This is a genomic window from Tardiphaga sp. 619_E2_N8_4, from assembly GCF_051810905.1.
Lineage (GTDB): Bacteria > Pseudomonadota > Alphaproteobacteria > Rhizobiales > Xanthobacteraceae > Tardiphaga > Tardiphaga robiniae.
Map to the genome: position 1 here is coordinate 206,928 of NZ_JBPWQJ010000001.1, position 17,969 is coordinate 224,896.

General features: G+C 62.3%; 18 protein-coding genes and 1 pseudogene. 7 read left to right on the forward strand and 12 right to left on the reverse strand.

Annotated features, from left to right (window positions below):
- Positions 1-179: 179 nt before the first annotated feature.
- The 6 genes from glyS to AB8A23_RS01020 form a co-directional block, all read right to left on the reverse strand.
- The gene (glyS, locus tag AB8A23_RS00995) at positions 180-2,432 is read right to left on the reverse strand and encodes a glycine--tRNA ligase subunit beta (protein WP_439057143.1); all 2,253 of its coding nucleotides are present in this window, start codon (positions 2,430-2,432) and stop codon (positions 180-182) included.
- On the reverse strand, positions 2,432-3,364 hold the full coding sequence (locus tag AB8A23_RS01000) for a glycine--tRNA ligase subunit alpha (RefSeq protein WP_184513429.1): 933 nt from the start codon (positions 3,362-3,364) through the stop codon (positions 2,432-2,434). Before AB8A23_RS01000 ends, glyS begins: the two co-directional genes overlap by 1 nt.
- A gap of 405 nt (positions 3,365-3,769) precedes the next feature.
- Positions 3,770-3,961 (reverse strand): hypothetical protein, encoded by a 192-nt coding sequence (locus AB8A23_RS01005; RefSeq protein WP_089262464.1) that lies wholly within the window; start codon positions 3,959-3,961, stop codon positions 3,770-3,772.
- Between the two features lie 108 nt (positions 3,962-4,069).
- The gene (locus tag AB8A23_RS01010; protein ID WP_439057142.1) at positions 4,070-4,954 is read right to left on the reverse strand and encodes a S49 family peptidase; all 885 of its coding nucleotides are present in this window, start codon (positions 4,952-4,954) and stop codon (positions 4,070-4,072) included.
- Positions 4,955-5,188: 234 nt separating this feature from the next.
- Positions 5,189-5,965 (reverse strand): tRNA1(Val) (adenine(37)-N6)-methyltransferase, encoded by a 777-nt coding sequence (locus AB8A23_RS01015; protein ID WP_439057141.1) that lies wholly within the window; start codon positions 5,963-5,965, stop codon positions 5,189-5,191.
- A 4-nt stretch (positions 5,966-5,969) separates the two neighbouring features.
- Positions 5,970-6,197, reverse strand: a complete 228-nt coding sequence (locus AB8A23_RS01020) for a putative signal transducing protein (RefSeq protein WP_184513424.1) — start codon at positions 6,195-6,197, stop codon at positions 5,970-5,972.
- A gap of 236 nt (positions 6,198-6,433) precedes the next feature.
- Here AB8A23_RS01020 and AB8A23_RS01025 point away from each other — a divergent pair, with 236 nt between their 5' ends.
- On the forward strand, positions 6,434-7,444 hold the full coding sequence (locus AB8A23_RS01025; protein WP_439057140.1) for a polyprenyl synthetase family protein: 1,011 nt from the start codon (positions 6,434-6,436) through the stop codon (positions 7,442-7,444).
- A gap of 9 nt (positions 7,445-7,453) precedes the next feature.
- Here the strand turns inward: AB8A23_RS01025 and AB8A23_RS01030 are convergent, their stop codons facing one another.
- The gene (locus AB8A23_RS01030) at positions 7,454-8,455 is read right to left on the reverse strand and encodes an NADP-dependent oxidoreductase (protein WP_439057139.1); all 1,002 of its coding nucleotides are present in this window, start codon (positions 8,453-8,455) and stop codon (positions 7,454-7,456) included.
- Positions 8,456-8,475: 20 nt separating this feature from the next.
- Positions 8,476-9,363 carry an alpha/beta fold hydrolase gene (locus AB8A23_RS01035; RefSeq protein WP_439057138.1) on the reverse strand — a complete coding sequence of 296 codons (888 nt, stop codon included), beginning with the start codon at positions 9,361-9,363 and terminating at the stop codon, positions 8,476-8,478.
- A 144-nt stretch (positions 9,364-9,507) separates the two neighbouring features.
- Between AB8A23_RS01035 and AB8A23_RS01040 the strand changes: the two genes are divergently transcribed.
- Together AB8A23_RS01040 and AB8A23_RS01045 are read left to right on the forward strand one after the other, a co-directional pair.
- Positions 9,508-9,939, forward strand: a complete 432-nt coding sequence (locus tag AB8A23_RS01040; protein WP_231078123.1) for a winged helix-turn-helix transcriptional regulator — start codon at positions 9,508-9,510, stop codon at positions 9,937-9,939.
- A gap of 3 nt (positions 9,940-9,942) precedes the next feature.
- Positions 9,943-10,050, forward strand: a pseudogene (locus tag AB8A23_RS01045) (polyprenyl synthetase family protein); the annotation flags it as partial.
- A 19-nt stretch (positions 10,051-10,069) separates the two neighbouring features.
- On the opposite strand, the gene AB8A23_RS01050 reads toward AB8A23_RS01045, so the two are convergent.
- The gene (locus AB8A23_RS01050) at positions 10,070-10,960 is read right to left on the reverse strand and encodes an AraC family transcriptional regulator N-terminal domain-containing protein (protein WP_439057137.1); all 891 of its coding nucleotides are present in this window, start codon (positions 10,958-10,960) and stop codon (positions 10,070-10,072) included.
- A 132-nt stretch (positions 10,961-11,092) separates the two neighbouring features.
- Here AB8A23_RS01050 and AB8A23_RS01055 point away from each other — a divergent pair, with 132 nt between their 5' ends.
- Positions 11,093-11,848 (forward strand): SDR family oxidoreductase, encoded by a 756-nt coding sequence (locus AB8A23_RS01055; protein ID WP_439057136.1) that lies wholly within the window; start codon positions 11,093-11,095, stop codon positions 11,846-11,848.
- 266 nt (positions 11,849-12,114) lie between these two features.
- Here AB8A23_RS01055 and AB8A23_RS01060 read toward each other — a convergent pair whose 3' ends face one another.
- Positions 12,115-12,960, reverse strand: a complete 846-nt coding sequence (locus AB8A23_RS01060) for an alpha/beta hydrolase (protein WP_120288386.1) — start codon at positions 12,958-12,960, stop codon at positions 12,115-12,117.
- A 147-nt stretch (positions 12,961-13,107) separates the two neighbouring features.
- Here AB8A23_RS01060 and AB8A23_RS01065 point away from each other — a divergent pair, with 147 nt between their 5' ends.
- The 3 genes from AB8A23_RS01065 to AB8A23_RS01075 all read left to right on the forward strand — a co-directional run bounded on the left by AB8A23_RS01065 (position 13,108) and on the right by AB8A23_RS01075 (position 16,818).
- The gene (locus tag AB8A23_RS01065; RefSeq protein WP_184513414.1) at positions 13,108-14,532 is read left to right on the forward strand and encodes an amidase; all 1,425 of its coding nucleotides are present in this window, start codon (positions 13,108-13,110) and stop codon (positions 14,530-14,532) included.
- A 357-nt stretch (positions 14,533-14,889) separates the two neighbouring features.
- Positions 14,890-16,125: an MFS transporter gene (locus AB8A23_RS01070; RefSeq protein WP_120289104.1), complete on the forward strand. Its 1,236-nt coding sequence runs from the start codon at positions 14,890-14,892 to the stop codon at positions 16,123-16,125.
- Between the two features lie 30 nt (positions 16,126-16,155).
- Positions 16,156-16,818: a sulfite oxidase-like oxidoreductase gene (locus tag AB8A23_RS01075; protein WP_439057135.1), complete on the forward strand. Its 663-nt coding sequence runs from the start codon at positions 16,156-16,158 to the stop codon at positions 16,816-16,818.
- Positions 16,819-16,839: 21 nt separating this feature from the next.
- On the opposite strand, the gene AB8A23_RS01080 is transcribed toward AB8A23_RS01075, so the two are convergent.
- Together AB8A23_RS01080 and AB8A23_RS01085 are read right to left on the reverse strand one after the other, a co-directional pair.
- Complete coding sequence (locus AB8A23_RS01080) at positions 16,840-17,406, reverse strand: DUF2478 domain-containing protein (protein WP_309947694.1); 567 nt, start codon at positions 17,404-17,406, stop codon at positions 16,840-16,842.
- Positions 17,407-17,555: 149 nt separating this feature from the next.
- The gene (locus tag AB8A23_RS01085; protein ID WP_120288382.1) at positions 17,556-17,930 is read right to left on the reverse strand and encodes a winged helix-turn-helix domain-containing protein; all 375 of its coding nucleotides are present in this window, start codon (positions 17,928-17,930) and stop codon (positions 17,556-17,558) included.
- Positions 17,931-17,969 lie beyond the last annotated feature (39 nt).

Below are 17,969 nucleotides of genomic sequence, written 5' to 3' on the forward strand. Positions count from 1 at the left end.
CTCAGCGAAGCAATCCGCCCCGAGTTCGTCATTCCGGGGCGCGGGCGCATCTTCGCGCACACGAACCCGGAATCTTGACATGGTGAAAACACTTCGGGATCCCGGGTTCTGACCTCCGCGGCTTCGCCACTACGGCCCGCCCCGGGATGACGAGTGGGCGCCCGCAGGCGCCCCACTCGTCAATCCTGGATCTTCGAGAAATCCGCCACCGCACGCGTCGCCGCGCGGATCTCGTTCAGCAGCTTCAGACGATTTTCGCGGACCGCCGCGTCGTCGTCATTGACCTTCACCTTGTCGAAGAACGCATCCACTGCCGGACGCAGCTTGGCCATGGCAGTCATCGCGCCGGCGAAGTCTTCCTTGGCAACAGCCGCGCTCGCTTCCGGCCCAACTTCGGCAATCGCCTTGGCCAGCGCCTTTTCTTCGTCGAGCTTGAACAGCGCGGCATCGGGCGTGCCGTCGAACTTGCGTTTGTCCTTCTTCTCCTCGATGGCGAGGATGTTGTTGGCGCGCTTGGTGCCGGCCAACAGGTTCTTGCCGTCATCGCTGTCGAGAAACTTGCCGAGCGCCTCGACGCGGCGGACCACCATCAACAGATCGTCCTGACCGCCGAGCGCAAACACCGCATCGACGAGATCGTGACGGGCGCCTTGGTCACGGAGCTGGCCTTTGAGGCGGTCGGCGAAGAAGGCGAGAATAGAAGCAGCATTCTCCTGACCGATGTTTTCCCAAGTCGGGACCATCATCTCGTCAGGATCGAACGCCTTGACTGCCCCCTCTCGTTGATCAGCAACGCCGGCGAGACCTTCGTTGCCCATACGCTCTGCAAGAGCACGTATTTCGCGTGCTTCGCTTGGGGCAAGAGCTTCCTTGAAGTAAATCGCACCGTATATCGGGAAACCAGCGTAGTAGCTGACTTCAGACAAATTTACTCGCAGCTGGTTGTCCAGAATCAACCGGATAACGCCGAGTGCTGCACGACGCAACGCGAACGGATCTTTCGACCCCGTCGGCTTTTCATCGATCGCCCAGAAGCCGAGGAGCGTATCGAGCTTATCTGCAAGCCCCACCGCGACGCTGACAGGATCAGTGGGCACGCTGTCGCCCTGCCCCTGTGGCTTCCAATGCTCCTCGCTTGCGGCAGCCACCGAAGCATCCTCGCCCTGCGCTAGCGCGTAATATTTGCCCATCAGGCCCTGCAGCTCGGGGAATTCGCCGACGACTTCAGTCAGCAAATCCGCCTTCGCAAGCTGCGCGGCACGCTTCGTCTTTGCGGGATCGGCGCCGACCAGTAGCGCGATCTCGCCGGCCAGACGTTCGATGCGCTTGATGCGTGCTGCCTGGGTGCCGAGCTTCTCGTGAAACACGATCTGCTCGAATTTCGGCAGCCGGTCTTCGAGCTTCGTCTTCAGGTCCGTCTCGTAAAAGAACTTCGCATCCGACAGGCGCGCGCGGATGACGCGCTCGTTGCCGGCGATGATCGCGGTGCCGCCATCGCTCGCTTCGATATTGGCTGTTATGACGAACTTGTTGGTCAGCTTCTGGGTCTTGGGATCGCGGACCACGAAACATTTCTGGTTGGCGCGAATGGTGGCGCGGATTACCTCGTCCGGGATCGACAGGAAGTCCTTGTCGAACGAGCCCATCAGCACGACCGGCCATTCGACCAGGCCCGCGACTTCATCGAGCAGCGCGGGGTCCTCGACCAGTTCATAGCCCTGCGCGAAAGTGAGCTGCCGCGCATCGGCCAGGATGATTTCCTTGCGGCGCTCGGGATCGAGCACGACTTTCGCGGCCTGCAGCTTCGCCACGTAGTCGTCGAAGCGGCGCACCTGGATCGCATCAGGCGCGAGGAAGCGATGGCCGTAGGTGGTCTGACCGACGCTGACGCCGCTGAGGTCGAACTGCACCACTTCCGGTTCTTCGGTCTCGATGCCGAAGGTCGCGACGATGGAATGCAGCGGACGCACCCAGGTCAGCGCGCTGGATTTCGCGGAAGCCGCACCCCAGCGCATTTGCTTCGGCCACGGGAAGGTGCGGATGATGAGCGGCAGGATCTCGGCCAGCACGTCGACCGTCGGCTTGCCCGGCTTCTCGGTGAGCGCGATGTAGAAATCGCCCTTCGGATCGCGCTGGATCTTGGCCTCATCCAACGAGGCAAGGCCGGTCGCTTTCAGAAAACCCTGGATCGCAGCTTCGGCACCGCCGACGCGCGGTCCCTTGCGTTCCTGCTTGAGGTCGGATTGGCGCGCGGGAATGCCATGCACCGTGAGCGTCAGACGACGCGGCGTCGCGAAGGCCTTGGCGCCTTCATAGACGAGACCTTCGGCAACCAGTCGGTCGGTCACCATGCGGCGCAGGTCTTCCGCCGCCTTGGCCTGCATGCGGGCGGGGATTTCTTCGGAGAACAATTCGAGGAGAAGATCAGGCATCAGGCAGCACTTCCGGCTTCGGTATGCACCCACGCTTCGCCGCAGGCCTTGGCGAGTTCGCGGACGCGCATGATGTAGCTCTGGCGCTCAGTGACCGAGATCACGCCGCGCGCATCGAGCAGATTGAAAACATGGCTGGCCTTGATGCACTGGTCATAGGCCGGCAGCGCCATCAGGTGTTCTTCGCGCTTGTCGCTCTTCCAGCCGGCGTCGAGATATTTGCGGCAGGCGGCCTCGGCCATCTTGAACTGCTCGAACAGCATCGCGGTATCGGCATGTTCGAAATTGTGCCGGGAATATTCCTGCTCCGCCTGCAGGAAGACGTCGCCATAGGTCACCTTGTCGGCGCCGTCGCGGCCATTGAAGTTGAGATCGTAAACGCGGTCGACGCCCTGCACATACATCGCGAGGCGTTCGAGACCGTAAGTGAGCTCGCCGGCGACCGGCGCACATTCGACGCCCGCGACCTGCTGGAAGTAGGTGAACTGGCTGACTTCCATGCCGTCGCACCAGCATTCCCAGCCGAGGCCCCAGGCGCCCAAAGTCGGGCTTTCCCAGTCGTCCTCGACGAAGCGCACGTCATGCAGCGCCGTGTCGATGCCGATGGCTTTCAGCGACTGCAGATAGAGGTCCTGCAGGTTCGCCGGCGATGGCTTCATGATCACCTGGAACTGGTAATAGTGCTGCAGCCGGTTCGGGTTCTCGCCATAACGGCCATCCTTCGGCCGGCGTGATGGCTGCACGTAGGCGGCCTTCCAGGGCTTCGGCCCCAGCGCCCGCAAGGTCGTCGCGGGATGGAAGGTGCCGGCGCCCATTTCCATGTCGTAGGGCTGCAGGATCACGCAGCCCTGCTCGGCCCAAAACCGCTGCAGAGCGAGAATGAAGCCCTGGAACGAACGTTCCGGGCGCATGTGCGGAGGCAGGGAATCCATGGTGGTTTCTGGGCCGTTTTTCCGGGGATTCGCCAAGGGGATCAAGGCGGATCAAAGCGCGCGGACCGTATCGGCGCGGCCTTGCGGAATCAAGGCAATGCGGCCCGATTTGGCGGTAACCGACGGGTAACCGCGCCGGCACATCGCCTGATCAGCAGGGTTAGTCGTTAAGTCCCGCGCACTATCCTGAATGGCATCGGTGGGAACGAACCCGGTCGTCGGGACTTGCCCCATTGAACGGTCCGGCAACGACGGTTGCACGGACCGGAGACCTCCAAGTCTTAAGTTGTCCAAATCTCCAGGGCCAAGGGACCTCCAAGCCTGAAAGCCCAACTTTGTCGCCGGTCTCGAGGACGTGCCCCGTCCTCAGGCCGGCGCAAATGTTTTGGGGCCTGTTTGCGGCTCCTAGCCCGGCCGATAGGCGCCGGTGACGGGATCGCGGCGCAGGGTCGGGACCTCCGTGGTCCCGCTGCGTTCGGCGACCCGCGCCTGACGGGCTTCTTCCAGTTCATGATTGATCCGCTTGGCGGTTCTATAGGCCCAGCGGACAACGGCTGCGCTCCCAAGCGCGCCTGCAAGTGCGACCAGCGGCGGCATCTGTCGATTCCTGTCGTTCATCTCAAGCCCCCTGCCGATAGTCTCGCGCAAGTGCCGGTTTCCCGCAATTGGCTTTTAAGCCACCAAATGCCGCGCAATACCGTCCTGCTAAAAGCCATATTTGGACCACAGCGCGCGAGTCTCCAGCGCCGAGATCAGTTGATCCGGCAGTCCCGACAGGCCGTCCATCGAAAGCTGCGAGCCCGCTCCCGATTTGCGGCCGAGCAGACCCGACAACATGCCGGATGGCTGCGCGATCACCGGCATCTGCACCTTGTCGCCATAGCGCGCGCGCAGCACCGAGCGCAGATCGCCGATGGCATCGCTGAGGCCGAGCGCGATGGATTTTTCACCGGCCCAGTATTCTCCGGAGAACAGCACGTCCTCGGCGCCCTTCAGCCGGGCACCGCGGCTCTCCTTCACGAGATTGATGAAGATCGCGTGGATTTCGCGCTGAAGCGATTTCAACCGCGCCACATCATCGGCATCTTCCGGCAGGAACGGATCGAGCATCGCCTTGTGCTCACCCGCCGTATAGAGACGCCGCTCGACACCGATCTTCTTGATCAATTCCTGAAAACCGAAGGTGCCGCCGACCACACCGATCGAGCCGACGATCGATGACGGATCGACAAAGATTTCATCGCCCGCACAGGCGATCATGTAACCGCCGGATGCGGCGACATCCTCGACGAACACGAACACCGGTAGTTTCTTCTCCGCCGCGAGCTGGCGAATGCGCAGATAGATCTGCCGCGACTGCACTGGCGAGCCGCCCGGCGAATTGATCACCAGCGCGACAGCCTTGGCATTCTTCGTCGCAAATGCCTTGTCCAGCAGCCTCGCGACGCCTGCGAGCGACAATCCCGGCCGCAGCGGCGTGACGGCGCCGATCGTGCCGGACAGACGCACCACCGGCACGACTGCAGATGCGCGACGGAAACGCGCAGGCAGCAGCCTTGTGATCGCCGCTTTTAAATTGGATTCGCTCATTCAAATTTCCTCGACATTAACCAACTTTTATCACGCTGCTGTCATTGAACCGAGAGACGCTTTCAGCGTTTGAAAACCATAACAGGCCTTTACGCCGCAGCGGGAGAAGACATGAAAATCTATCTGCTCATGCTGATCATCGGTACGCTGCTCACGGCGATCCACTTCACGTCGGCGCCGCAGAAACGTTCTGAAACAGCTCCTCAATAAACAACACGCTGACTGCGGCATCGCCTAGAGCGATGCCCGAAGCGACGACCACGGCAGAACCGCCTGCCCGGCCAGCACGCGCTGGATATGGAGATCAGGCGCGCCATCCGCATCCCGCAGCGAGATGCCGGGCTCAATTGCCGCAGGCGCGCGGCCACCCTTCACAGCACGCACCAACACCCTGATCGCCGGCGCCGTCGCATCGCCATGCACCGGCATGATTGCGACGCTGCCGAAGCCGCGACCCAGCGCCGCTAGCACATCGGGCAATCCGTCCGCCCGCCAGATCAATGTCAGCACGCCGCCGGATTTGAGCAGCCGCCGCGCCGCGTGAATCCATGTCTGCAACGTGTCTTCCGTCGCGACATGGGCGATCTCGCGCGACTTGTTCGGCGAAGCGCGATGGCGCGCGGGATCGTTGAAGGGCGGATTCATCAGCACCGCGTCGGCGCTGTCTTGCGGCAGGCCTACGGCAGCGAAAACATCGGCGCTCGCAGCGATATCGAGCGTCACGACATCCACTGCGATACCGTTCGCCGTCGCGTTTTCCCTCGCCAGTTCAGCAAGTTGCGGGTCGATCTCGATCAGCGTCAGGGACAGGCCGGAGACACGCCGCGCCAGCGCCAGACCGGCTGTCCCTACGCCCGATCCGAAATCGACGACCTTGTGACCAGCCTGCGCTGACGTTGCGGCCGCCAGCAGGATCGCGTCATGGCCGGCGCGATGGCCGGATTTCGGCTGCCGCAGCCGCAATTGGCCACCCAGGAAGCCGTCCTCCGTGGTCACGATCGCGTCAGCCATAGGCTTAATCCTGCACCCGCAGCTCGTGGGCCAGCCCGGCTTCGGTCAGCACACGGCGCGCCTGCAGGTCATCGTCTTCATGCACCAGGATCCGGCGCGGAATGATGCCCAGCGATCCTTCGATCACGCTCATATTCTGGTCCAGCACCAGATGGTGGATATTCGCGCCGTCGAGCAGCGCGCCCACCGCCGAGACCAGCACCACATCGTTCGTCCGCATGATTTCGCGCAATTGGAGGTCGCTCCCTGCCAGTAACCGGGTGTGTATCTATGGGGAAGTCAAGGTTCCGATGCCCTTGCCGCGCCGCTGCGCAGTTTCTATTGTGCGGCCCGATATCGGTCGACGGCAATTCAGCAGATGGGGACACCTGTTTTCAACGTGAATTCGCCCTATTTGAATATAAGCGCTGCCAGTGCCTGCCTTTTTCATGGCCCGACGAAGCGCCCTTGTAATTCGGAGAGCCCAGCGTGGCGGTGATTGTTCCCTTCGAGAGTCACGCGACAGCGTCGATCGACCAGTTGGTCAGCCTTGTCGCCCCTGACATGGAGCGCGTCAATGCGACGATCCTGTCGCGGACCGGCTCGGAAGTCACCATGATCCCCGAGGTCGCCAACCACCTGATCTCGTCGGGCGGCAAGCGGCTGCGCCCGATGCTGACGCTCGCGATGGCCAATCTCACCGGCTACGCCGGCGACGGCCATATCAAGCTCGCGGCCTCCGTCGAATTCATGCACACAGCGACGCTGTTGCATGACGACGTGGTCGACCAGAGCGAACTGCGCCGTGGCAAGCTGTCCGCGCGTATGCTGTGGGGCAACGAAGCCAGCGTTCTCGTCGGCGACTTCCTGCTCGGCCAGGCCTTCCGCATGATGGTTGAAGTCGGCTCGCTGCGCGCGCTCGATATTCTTTCCTCGGCAGCCGCCACCATTGCGGAGGGCGAAGTGATGCAGCTCGCCGCCGCCAAGAACACCGCCACCACCGAAGACGAATATCTCGCCGTCATCCGCGGCAAGACGGCCGAACTGTTTGCCGCCGCCTGTGAAGTCGGCCCGGTGATCGCCAACCGCCCGAAGGCCGAACAGACCGCGTGCCGTTCGGTCGGCATGAATCTCGGCATCGCCTTCCAGCTCATCGATGACGTGCTCGATTACGGCGGCAAGGCTGCCAAGCTCGGCAAGAATGTCGGCGACGATTTCCGTGAGGGCAAGATCACCCTGCCCGTGGTGCTCGCCTTCCGCCGCGGCAACGACGCAGAGCGCGAATTCTGGATCAAGGCGCTGGAGCGCGGCGAGATCGGCGAAGGCGACCTCGATCACGCCATCGGCCTGATGACCAAGCACCGCGCGCTGGAAGACACGATCAACCGCGCCCAGCATTACGGCGCCATGGCCGTCGATGCGCTGGCGCTGTTTCCGTCATCGCCGATGAAGACTGCACTGGAGCAGGTCGTGGCGTTCTGTCTGGCACGGACGCACTAAGGCCAGACCTCACTGCACCGCGATGACCACCTTGCCCTTCGCGCGGCCGGTCTCGACATAGGCCAGTGCATCCCCGGTGTTCTCGAATGGGAACACCTTATCGACGACTGGGCGGATCACGCCGGCTTCGATCAGGGACGTAATCTCGCTCAACTGCTGCCCCTGCGCGCGCATGAACAGGAATGAATAGCGTAGGCCGAGGCGCTCGGCTTTTTTCCTCACGCCACGGCTCAGCAGACGCATGATCAGTTTCAGGAACAGGTTCAGACCGGCTTCCTTGGCGAAAGCCGGATCGGGCGGACCGGAAATGGAAATGAGCTGGCCGCCCGGCTTGAGCACACCCAGAGATTTATCGAGCGTCTTTGGATCCTGACTATTCAGCACAAGATCGTAGCCCGACAGGACCTTCTCGAAGTCCTGCGTCTTGTAGTCGATGACCACATCCGCCCCGAGACTTTTGACCAGTTCGGCATTCCTTGCACTGGTTGTCGTCGCAACTGTAGCGCCGAGATGCTTGGCGAGCTGGATGGCAAAAGTCCCGACACCACCGGAGCCGGCCTGAATGAAGACCTTCTGGCCGGGCTTCACCTTGCCCACTTCGACCAGCGTCTGCCACGCCGTCAGCCCCACCAGCGGGATGGATGCCGCTTCCGTCATGCTTAAGTTTTTCGGCTTCAGCGCCACGTCAGCTTCATTGATGGCGATGAATTCGGCGAATGTACCGACCCGATGATCGCGCGGCCGCGCATAGACTTCGTCGCCCACCTTGAACCGGCTGGCCCTGGATCCTGTCCTGACAACCGTTCCGGCGACGTCGTGACCCAGGATGAAAGGCGGACGATAGGGAAGAATAAGCTTGAACTCTCCATCCCGGAGCTTGGAATCCAGCAGGTTCACAGCTGTGGCGTGAACCCGGACCAGAACATCAGTGTGCTGCACTTCCGGTTCGGGCACGTTGGCCAGACGCAGAGCGCCCTTCTTTTTGTATTTATCAACGACGAATGCCTTCATGGGCTTTCTCCAATCTCAAGTTAGCAGCGGCGCCAATCGCTCAGAAAGGAAAGAGCCTTCGGCACGAAATCAGCGTGGTACTGGAATATCCCGCCATGCCCGGCGTCTTCGTAGATCACCAGTTGCGCTCCGGGGATGCGTTCGGCCAAGTCGGTGCTGTTCACAGTCGGGACCATGATATCGTTGTCGCCATTCGCGATCAGGACGGGGATCTTGATACGGCCGAGATCCTGAGGCGCCTGTCGGCCCCAGGCTTTGATTGCCTTGAGTTGCCGCAGGAAGGCGCCAGGAGTCGGGCCCTTGTCCCTGTCCGCCTTGCGTTCCTTCAACCGCTTCAGAAAAGCCTTCGCGGCCTGGCGACCATTGGCCGTAGATGTGAAAAACAGATACAATTTCGGGTCGCGTAGCGTCAGCAGACCCTTGATCATGAGCGGCCAGGACACCGCTCCGACCCTATCGATACCTTTGCCGCCCGCAGGACCGGTGCCAGTCAGGATGAGCTTTCGCACATGACCGGGAGCCTTGAGCGCAACATCCTGCGCCACAAATCCGCCGAGGGAAAAGCCAAGCAGATCGACCTTCTCGAAACCCAGCGCCCGGATCAGGGCAATCGCGTCGCGCGCCATTTCGTCGATAGTCACAGGTGCTGTTCCGCCCGACGCACCGATGCCGCGATAGTTGGTCGCGATCACGCGGTGTTTGCTGGCGAGGCCGTCAACGATCCGCGGGTCGAAATTGTCCAGCACCGCTCCCCAATGATTGAGGAGAACGAGCGGCACGCCGCCCCGGGGGCCTAGCTCTCGATAGGCAAAGGCAGTTCCTCCGACGTTGATGGAGAGATTGGGCGCCTCAACGTAGGGCACACCAGATCCAATGTTGCCAGGAGCACTCGTCATTGTTTGCTCCATTGCCGCAGCACCTGTGCTGTCGCCAACCCGACACGGCTGCGCTCTCCTGTACTCATCGCTTCTGCCTTCATTTTATCGTGGAACATCCTTGGAGACGGTGTTACTATCGAATTAATAGCAAGTCACTACTAAAAAGATATCGACATGAAGAATCTTTCGGACCAGCCGTGCCTGATTGCCCGAAGCCTTGCGGTAGTGGGGGACGCATGGAGCATGCTGATCATGCGCGACGCCCATGCGGGGCTGACCCGCTTCGATGATTTCCGCAAAGGCCTCGGTATCGCGCCAACGATGCTGACGGGGCGTCTTTCAGCCCTGACCGACGAAGGGCTGCTGGAGAAACGTCGCTATTCCGAGCGTCCGCCACGGGACGAATATGTGCTGACGGAAGCCGGCCGCGACTTTCTGCCGGTGCTATTTGCGATCGGCGCGTGGGGACGCAAGCATCGCGGCGGGGGCGACGTCACCCGGTTCTTCGACGCCGAGACCGGAACGGAGATCGATCCCGTTACCATCGACCGCGAGACCGGCGCTCCGGTCGGAACACGTCCCATTCGCGTCGCCGCAATCGAATGAGCGGCGCGGCATTCCGGCGCCATGGCCGTCAATGCGCCCGCACTGTTTCCGTCACCGATGAAAACCCCGCTGGAGCAGGTCGTCGCTTTCTGTTTGGCGCGTACGTACTAGAAAATCGTGACGCTCCCGATCATGCGACAGCGCGTGCCTTGTCACGCGCAGCCTCGATGTCGCGTACCGGCGGCGCGCCGAACATGCGGCCATATTCGCGGGTGAATTGCGGCACGCTCTCATAACCGACGGCGAAGGCCGCGCTGCTCGCGGCCGCGCCTTCCCACAACATCAGCCGCCGCGCCTCGATCAGGCGCAACTGCTTCTGGAACTGCAGCGGCGTGAGTGAGGTCACCGTGCGAAAATGCTGGTGGAATGACGACGGGCTCATGCCCGCAACATCTGCAAGACGCTCGACCAGCACCGGCCGCGCGAACTCGGTGCGCAACACCGCGACCGCGCGCGCGACACGTTGTGCGTGACTATCCGGCCAGCCAAGCCGTCGAACCGCCGGCCCGTGGCGACCGGCCAGCAGCCAGTAATGCATCTCGCGCACCAGCTGCGCGCGCAGCACCGGCAATGACGCCGGACGATCGAGCAAGCGCATCAGCCGCAACGCCGCGTCCGCAACTTCGGCATCGGTGGGCTCGACCCGGACACGCGCGAGATCGGCGCTTGGCTCCGCTTTCATCTCGACAACCAGTTCGGCGATCACGGCCAGATCAAGTTCGAACACCAGCGAGAGATAGGGCGCGGCAATGCTCGCCCGCGTGATCTGGCTAACGATCGGAACGTCGGCCGTGATGATCAGCGAATCCCCGGCGGCGAAGACAAAACTCTCCGTGCCCATGGTGACATGCTTGGTGCCCTGCACGACGAGGCAGATCAGCGGCTGGAAGATCGCGTGGATAATGTCGCTGGGTGTGGTTGCGCGGACGGCGGCGAGGCCGAGGATCGGCGTGGTCGCGATGCCGGCACTGTCGGCATGGGTCTCCGTATAACGCCGAACAGCATTGAGAAGCGTGGTCATGAGCCCAGCCTACATCATCGCAAATGCGCCAGCACATGATTTTGGAGGATTAGGCAAGGAACGTCGAGCTTCGGGCAACCAGCCAAGGTTCGCGGAGACGATATCGGAATGGTCACACCACAGGAGCTGACCATGACCAAGATCACCCTCGTTACCGGCGCCAGCCGAGGCCTCGGCCGCAATACCGCTCTCAACATCGCCCGTCACGGCGGTGATGTCGTCCTCACCTATCAAAGCCGCAGCGAAGACGCACAGGCTGTCGTCTCCGAAATCCAGCGCATGGGCCGCAAGGCGGTAGCGCTGCAACTCGACACCGGCAAGATTGCGGGCTTCGCGGACTTTGCTGGTCGTCTGCGAACAGCACTGCGCGAAACCTGGTCGCGCGAGACGTTCGACCATCTCGTGAACAATGCCGGACACGGGGATCATGCGCTGATCGCCGATACCACCGAGGCGCAGTTCGATGGGCTGGTGAATGTCCATTTCAAAGGCGTGTTCTTCCTGACGCAGACACTGCTGCCACTGATCGCGGACGGTGGCCGCATCGTGAACCTGTCGTCCGGGCTGACCCGCATGTGCCTCCCCGGCTATGCCGCTTATGCCGCGATGAAGGGCGCCGTCGAGGTGATGACCATGTATATGGCGAAGGAACTGGGCAGCCGCCGGATCACAGTGAACACTGTGGCGCCCGGTGCGATCGAAACCGATTTCGGCGGCGGTGCCGTGCGTGACAATCCAGACATCAACAAGACGATCGCCGGCATGACCGCCCTTGGCCGCGTCGGCCTGCCCGACGATATCGGGCCGATGATCGCGAGCCTGCTATCGGAGGACAATCGCTGGGTGAACGCACAGCGGATCGAGGTATCGGGCGGACAGGGGCTGTAGACGGTCCTTCGACATCGTGCTTCGCGCAGATGTCAGCCTGATCCCTCCCTCCAGCGCAGCGAAGCTGCGCGCAGTGGGGAGGGTCGACCGAGCCATTGCAATGCGCAGCATTGCGATGGTGGAGGTCGGGGTGGGGTGCCTCCGCAAACTCGGAGCCTGTTGCTCCCCACCCGTCACATTTGTTCGCTACGCTCTCAAACGCGCCACCCTCCCCACTGCGCGCAGCTGCGCCGCGCTTGAGGGAGGGACAAGAAAGAGCGCCGCCGCTAAATCCGCGCGACCAATTCCTTGATCAGCGTCGTGATCCGCCCCGTCGGCGATTCCAGTTCTTTCATGATCGAGAAGTGATCCGCGCCCGGGATCTCCTCATAGCTCACCGGCAGACCGTACTTTGCCCGGTGCACGGCAAGGTCCGCGGTCTGCTGGCGCAGGATCGGCAATTCGCCGCCGCCGACCACCAGCGCGAGAGGCTTGTTCGGGCCGCCATCCTGCAGCAGCGGCGACTGGCGCTTCGACATCGCCTCGTCGAGCTTGAGCTTCTCGTTGAGATAGGACGCGCGGATCGGCTCGAGATCGTAGATGCCGGAAATGGCGACACCGCCCTTCACCTTCGGATGCGACAATGTCGTCGAGGTGAGATGACCACCGGCGGACCAGCCGGACACCACGATGCGGTTCGGATCGCCGCCGAGCGAGGGAAGCTTCTCAACCAGCGCATCGACGCCGGCATGCATCTCGGCCACGATCTCCTCCAGCGTCGCATCCGGCGCGAGCGTGTAACCAATTGCAGCGACGTTGATACCGTGGGCGATGGGACCTGCAGCGAAGCAGGTGAAAAAATCCTTCGAGCGCATCTGCCAGTAGCCACCATGGATCAGCAGCAGTGTCGGCCCGCCGTCGGCGGCCTTGATGAAATCGAACCTGTTGCGCTCGCGCGGGCCATAGGCGACGTCGAGATGCGCGGGATACTTCGCCTTCATCGCGTCAGAGCGCTGGCCCCATCCGGCGGCGATGTCGGCGCTACCTGCAACGGCGGTCGAGTTGTTCAGGCCGGCATCGAGCTGCTCGCGCGTCATCGCGCGCCAGTTGGAATCGCCGAAAGGCTTACTCATGGTTGCATCCCTGCATTGTGTGAGGCGACATGGGTTAAGGAGATTTGGCCTGCGAGTCCCATTTATCCAGAAAATGGTCTACACGGCTACGTCGGGATCGACATCCCAAGCATACGAATTGCTCTGCATCCGAAATTGGAGACGTGCGTGGCCTCTCAGCAAGATCTCATCAAAGCAACGGCCTGCGCCGTGGTCGATCAACTCAATGCCGGGACGGTGACGCCGCTCGACCTGCTGGACGCGCTGGAAGCGCGCATCAAGGAAGTCGATGGCCAGGTCAACGCGCTGCCGATCCTGTGTTTCGATCGCGCCCGCGATCACGCGAAGGAATTGATGAAGAAGCCGCTCGGCGAACGCGGCATCCTTGCCGGCCTGCCGGTGCCGATCAAGGATCTCACCGCCGTCGCCGGCGTGCGCACCACACAGGGCTCGCCGATCTACAAGGACGTCGTGCCGACCAAGTCCAACGTACTGGTCGAACGCCTCGAAGAAAACGGCGGCGTGATCTATGCTAAATCCAACACGCCTGAATTCGGCGCGGGCGCCAATACGTTCAACGAAGTGTTCGGTGCGACGCTGAATCCGTGGGACCTGTCGAAGTCGGCCGCCGGCTCGTCCGGCGGCGCCGCGGCAGCACTTGCCAGCGGCACGGCGTGGATTGCCCATGGCTCCGACATGGGCGGCTCGCTGCGCAACCCCGCCAGCTTCTGCGGCATCGTCGGCCTGCGTCCGAGCGTCGGCCGCGTTGCGTCCACGCCCGCCGTGGCGCTCGCCCGGATGGTGAGCGTGCAGGGCCCGATGGCCCGCACCGTGGAAGACCTCGCGCTGATGCTGGATGCCATGAGCGGCGAACATCCCGCCGATCTGATCTCGCTGCCGAAACTGCCGACCTCGTTCCGCTCGGCCGTGCGCGCCGGTACCAAACCGAAGCGCATCGCCTATTCGCCGGATCTCGGCATCACCCCCGTGGACCCCGAAGTGGTCGCCATCACCCGCAAGGCAGCGATGGCATTCGCCGACGCCGGCGTCATCGTCGAGGAAGCGCATCCCGACCTGCGCGAAGCCCACGAATGCTTCCATGTGCTGCGCGCCTACGACTTCGCGATCTCGAAGCTCCAGCTGCTCCGCGACAAGCGCGATCAGCTGAAGCCGGAAGTGATCTGGAACATCGAGCAGGGCCTGAAGCTCACGGTCGATGACCTGGCGAAGGCGGAAGCGCAGCGTGTCACGCTGGCGGCGCGGGCCTACGAGTTCTTCCAGACATACGACCTGCTGCTGTGCCCGGCGACCATCACGCCGCCGTTCCCGATTGAGCAGCGCTATCTCGCCGAATGCAACGGCACCAAATTCGACAACTACGTGCAGTGGCTGGGCATCGTCTATGCGATCACGCTGACCTGCTGCCCGGCGCTGTCGATGCCCTGCGGCTTCACCTCAAAGGGTCTGCCGGTCGGTCTGCAGGTCGTCGGGCCGCCGCGCGGCGAAGCCTCACTGCTCGCCGGCGCACGCGTGCTGGAAGACATTCTGGGCCTGCGCGACTCCACGCCGATCGATCCGCGTCCGGCGAAGTAACGGGACTCCGCCCTCATACTCGCTCGTCCTGGCTGGCCCTGTGCCGGCCAGGACGATGCTTTTGGGCATGACCGCCCGGAGTACCACCGCCCTATAGACTTTTGTCTAAGCCACATTGTCGCACATCGCGGCTAGTCATGCGTGGCCGCAGGGGATGCACGCGTCACCTGACAGAACGATCCTGCCAGCAGCAATGCATTCCGCGGCATTGGCTTTTCATGCCGAGCGTGGCAACGGGACATTTCACTTCACGGAATACGAGGGTTCTACGTGGCAGATTCATTCGCACCGCCGGCGGACGGCAAACTCCATTTCGACGACGCCAAAAAACGCATCAAGGCGATCTTCATCGGCTCGATGGGCAATCTCGTCGAATGGTACGACTTCTACGCCTACACCGCCTTCGCATTGTATTTCGCGCCGGCCTTCTTCCCGAACTCCGACCCCGTCGTTCAGCAGCTCAATGCGGCCGTGCTGTTCGCCGCCACCTTCCTGATGCGGCCACTCGGCGGCTGGCTGTTTGGCTATCTCGCCGACACCTATGGCCGTCGTATATCGCTGACGATCTCGGTCCTGTGCATGTGCTTCGGCTCGCTGATCATCGCCTGCACGCCGACCTATGCCACCATCGGCATCGCGGCACCGATCCTGCTTGCGCTCGCCCGCATCATCGAAGGCCTCAGCCTCGGCGGCGAATACGGCGCCAGCGCCACCTATCTCTCGGAAGTTGCCGATCCCAAGCATCGCGGTTTCTATTCAAGCTTCCAGTATGTCACGCTGATCGGCGGCCAGCTGACCGCGATCATCGTGCTCCTGCTGCTGCAGAAGGTGTTCCTCACCGAGCAGGAGCTGAAGGACTGGGGCTGGCGCATTCCGTTCGTGATCGGCGCTGGTCTTGCGGTCTTCACCGCCGTGATGCGTCGCGACATGCACGAGACTGACCAGTTCGTTGAAGCGAAGAAGCAGGCCAAGCCAATGGGTTCGCTGCGCGCACTGATGGCCTATCCGCGCGAATTGCTGCTGGTTGTCGGCCTCACCGCCGGCGGCACCGCAGCGTTCTATACTTTCACCACCTACATGCAGACCTTCGTGAAGCTCTCGGTCGGCCTCACCGCGGACCAGACCACCACGGTGATCTTCGGCACGCTGATATTCGCCTGCCTGCTGCAGCCGATCTATGGCGCGATCTCCGACCGCATCGGCCGCAAGCCGCTGCTGATCTTCTTCGGCGTTGCCGGCACGCTGGCGACTGTTCCGATCCTCACCACGCTGCAGACGACCAAGTCGCCATTCACGGCGTTCCTGCTGATCTGCGGCGCCTGGATCTTCGTGGCCGGCTATACCTCGATCAATGCGGTGGTGAAGGCCGAACTGTTCCCGACCAATATCCGTGCGCTGGGCGTCGGCGTGCCCTATGCGCTGACGGTGTCAATCTTCGGCGGTACGGCGCCGGCGATCGCGCTGTACTTCAAGCAGATCGGTCATGAACAGTGGTTCTACTATTATCTGTCGGGCATGATCTTCCTGTCGCTACTGATTTACGCCACCATGCGCGACACCAAGCACAAGTCGGCGATGCACCGTCACGAGTGACGGTCAACGTCTAGCCAAGGAGCGTCAGCCATGACCGAGGATCACACCCCGCCGGAATCCAAGCTGACGCAGACCAAACAGCGCTGGGCGCGCGAAGGCCGGTTTCTCACCGGCAAGATTGCGCGCCCGGACGACCAGCGGCTCCCGCCCGGCCAGCACCTGACCCAGGATTGGCCGGTACTGGATCTGGGCATCACACCCGACATCGCCCGCGAGCGCTGGCGCCTCGATGTCTACGGAGCCGTCGAGACGCCGCTGTTCTGGGATTTCGGCCAGTTCAGCGCACAGCCGCAATCGACCTTCATCTCAGACATTCATTGCGTCACTACCTGGTCGCGTTACGACAACCAGTGGGAGGGTCTTTCGACCCGCGCGCTGCTCGACGCCTGCCAGCCGAAGCCCGAGGCCCGCTTCGTGGTGCTGGAATCCCATGACGGCTACACCACCAACCTGTCGTTGGAAGATTTCGCTGCCGAAGACGCGCTGCTGGCGCATTTGTGGCAGGGTTCCCCGATCGAGCGCGACCATGGCGGCCCGGTGCGCGTGATCGTGCCGCATCTGTATTTCTGGAAGAGCGCGAAGTGGCTGCAGCGCATCCAGTTCGTTAGCGACGACAAGCCCGGCTATTGGGAAGTTCGCGGTTATCACAATCGCGGCGATCCGTGGCAGGAGCAACGGTATTCGGATGATTGACGACTGCGCGTTGATGGAATTCTATTTCAGCACTTCGCAAACGCTGCGATGGTCCTGACGTATCAGTCCCTCGGTGCGACAAGAGACTTTCGCCCACCAGCCGTCGAGCGACTCGCGATCGCAATGCAGCTTCACGCTCATGCCATCGGCAAATGCGATCCATTCGGCGAAGCGATGCGACGGCACGGCGATCACCACGGGGATATCGCTAGAGAGCGCGCGCTCGATCAGATAAGCGAGCCCCTTGCCCTCGCGCTCCTGCTTGCCGAACCGGTTGATGATCACGAGATCGGCGCCCTCGTCGATGGCGTCGGCGACCTGCGTGCCGGCATCGAGCAATTGTCCGACATCGAGCTTGCAGCCCTTGGCGCCGGGACCGAGATCCTGAAACAAGCGCACGTGCGCACCGGTGTGCAGCATGACCGCAGTCAGCTTCGGCACGTCGAATTCGCGATGCCCGAGTTGCACCAATCCGACGGCGCGAATGCCCTGCTTGCTCAGATCCGCCGCGAAGGTGTGCAACACTGCGTCGGGATCCTGATCCTTGTCATAGACAAGCGCAGCCAGATCGCATTGGGCGTCGAACATTGCGAAGTTCCAGTTTAGACCACGGCGCGCCACGAGCGACCAAGGATGGATCAATCCTATTCCAGAATAGAGCCATTCGAAAGCGCGATCGGGGTAACCGTCACGATATATTTATCCGGATACAACGGTGATACGGCCGGCTGGACCGGTTAGAACCTGCGCTTCTTGCCGATGTCGCCCTTCAGCGCCAGCAGCTCCTTGCGCGCGGCGGTGGCCGCAGCGTTTTCGATGCCGCGATAGCGCTTGATGAGCGTCAGGCCGAATGGCGTGAGGAGAGCTCCGCCCCCATTCTTGCCGCCAGTCTGGCGCTCGACGGCAGGCTGCCCGCAGATCCGGTTCAGTTCATCCACCAGATCCCAGGCGCGCTTGTAGGACATCGCCATGGCGCGGCCAGCGGCCGAAATCGAACCGGTGGCATGAATATGTTCGAGAAGCTGAATCTTGCCCGGTCCGATCCGTCCCTCGGGATCGAGGTCGATGCGGATACTGAGGGCTGGCGCGGGCGGGCTGGCTGGCTTCGACATAGCCGAAGTCTACGTCCCCAGACGCAACGTTGCCAGTCC

Coding starts and splice junctions, on each gene's coding strand:
- AB8A23_RS01080 (WP_309947694.1), bottom strand. CDS start 17,406: ATGTTCGACGCCCAATGCGATCTGGCTGCGCTTGTCTATGACAAGGAT.
- glyS (WP_439057143.1), bottom strand. CDS start 2,432: ATGCCTGATCTTCTCCTCGAATTGTTCTCCGAAGAAATCCCCGCCCGC.
- AB8A23_RS01005 (WP_089262464.1), bottom strand. CDS start 3,961: ATGCCGCCGCTGGTCGCACTTGCAGGCGCGCTTGGGAGCGCAGCCGTT.
- AB8A23_RS01060 (WP_120288386.1), bottom strand. CDS start 12,960: ATGAGTAAGCCTTTCGGCGATTCCAACTGGCGCGCGATGACGCGCGAG.
- AB8A23_RS01075 (WP_439057135.1), top strand. CDS start 16,156: ATGACCGAGGATCACACCCCGCCGGAATCCAAGCTGACGCAGACCAAA.
- AB8A23_RS01070 (WP_120289104.1), top strand. CDS start 14,890: ATGGGCAATCTCGTCGAATGGTACGACTTCTACGCCTACACCGCCTTC.
- AB8A23_RS01035 (WP_439057138.1), bottom strand. CDS start 9,363: ATGGAGCAAACAATGACGAGTGCTCCTGGCAACATTGGATCTGGTGTG.
- AB8A23_RS01040 (WP_231078123.1), top strand. CDS start 9,508: ATGAAGAATCTTTCGGACCAGCCGTGCCTGATTGCCCGAAGCCTTGCG.
- AB8A23_RS01085 (WP_120288382.1), bottom strand. CDS start 17,930: ATGTCGAAGCCAGCCAGCCCGCCCGCGCCAGCCCTCAGTATCCGCATC.
- AB8A23_RS01000 (WP_184513429.1), bottom strand. CDS start 3,364: ATGGATTCCCTGCCTCCGCACATGCGCCCGGAACGTTCGTTCCAGGGC.
- AB8A23_RS01010 (WP_439057142.1), bottom strand. CDS start 4,954: ATGAGCGAATCCAATTTAAAAGCGGCGATCACAAGGCTGCTGCCTGCG.
- AB8A23_RS01055 (WP_439057136.1), top strand. CDS start 11,093: ATGACCAAGATCACCCTCGTTACCGGCGCCAGCCGAGGCCTCGGCCGC.
- AB8A23_RS01015 (WP_439057141.1), bottom strand. CDS start 5,965: ATGGCTGACGCGATCGTGACCACGGAGGACGGCTTCCTGGGTGGCCAA.
- AB8A23_RS01050 (WP_439057137.1), bottom strand. CDS start 10,960: ATGACCACGCTTCTCAATGCTGTTCGGCGTTATACGGAGACCCATGCC.
- AB8A23_RS01030 (WP_439057139.1), bottom strand. CDS start 8,455: ATGAAGGCATTCGTCGTTGATAAATACAAAAAGAAGGGCGCTCTGCGT.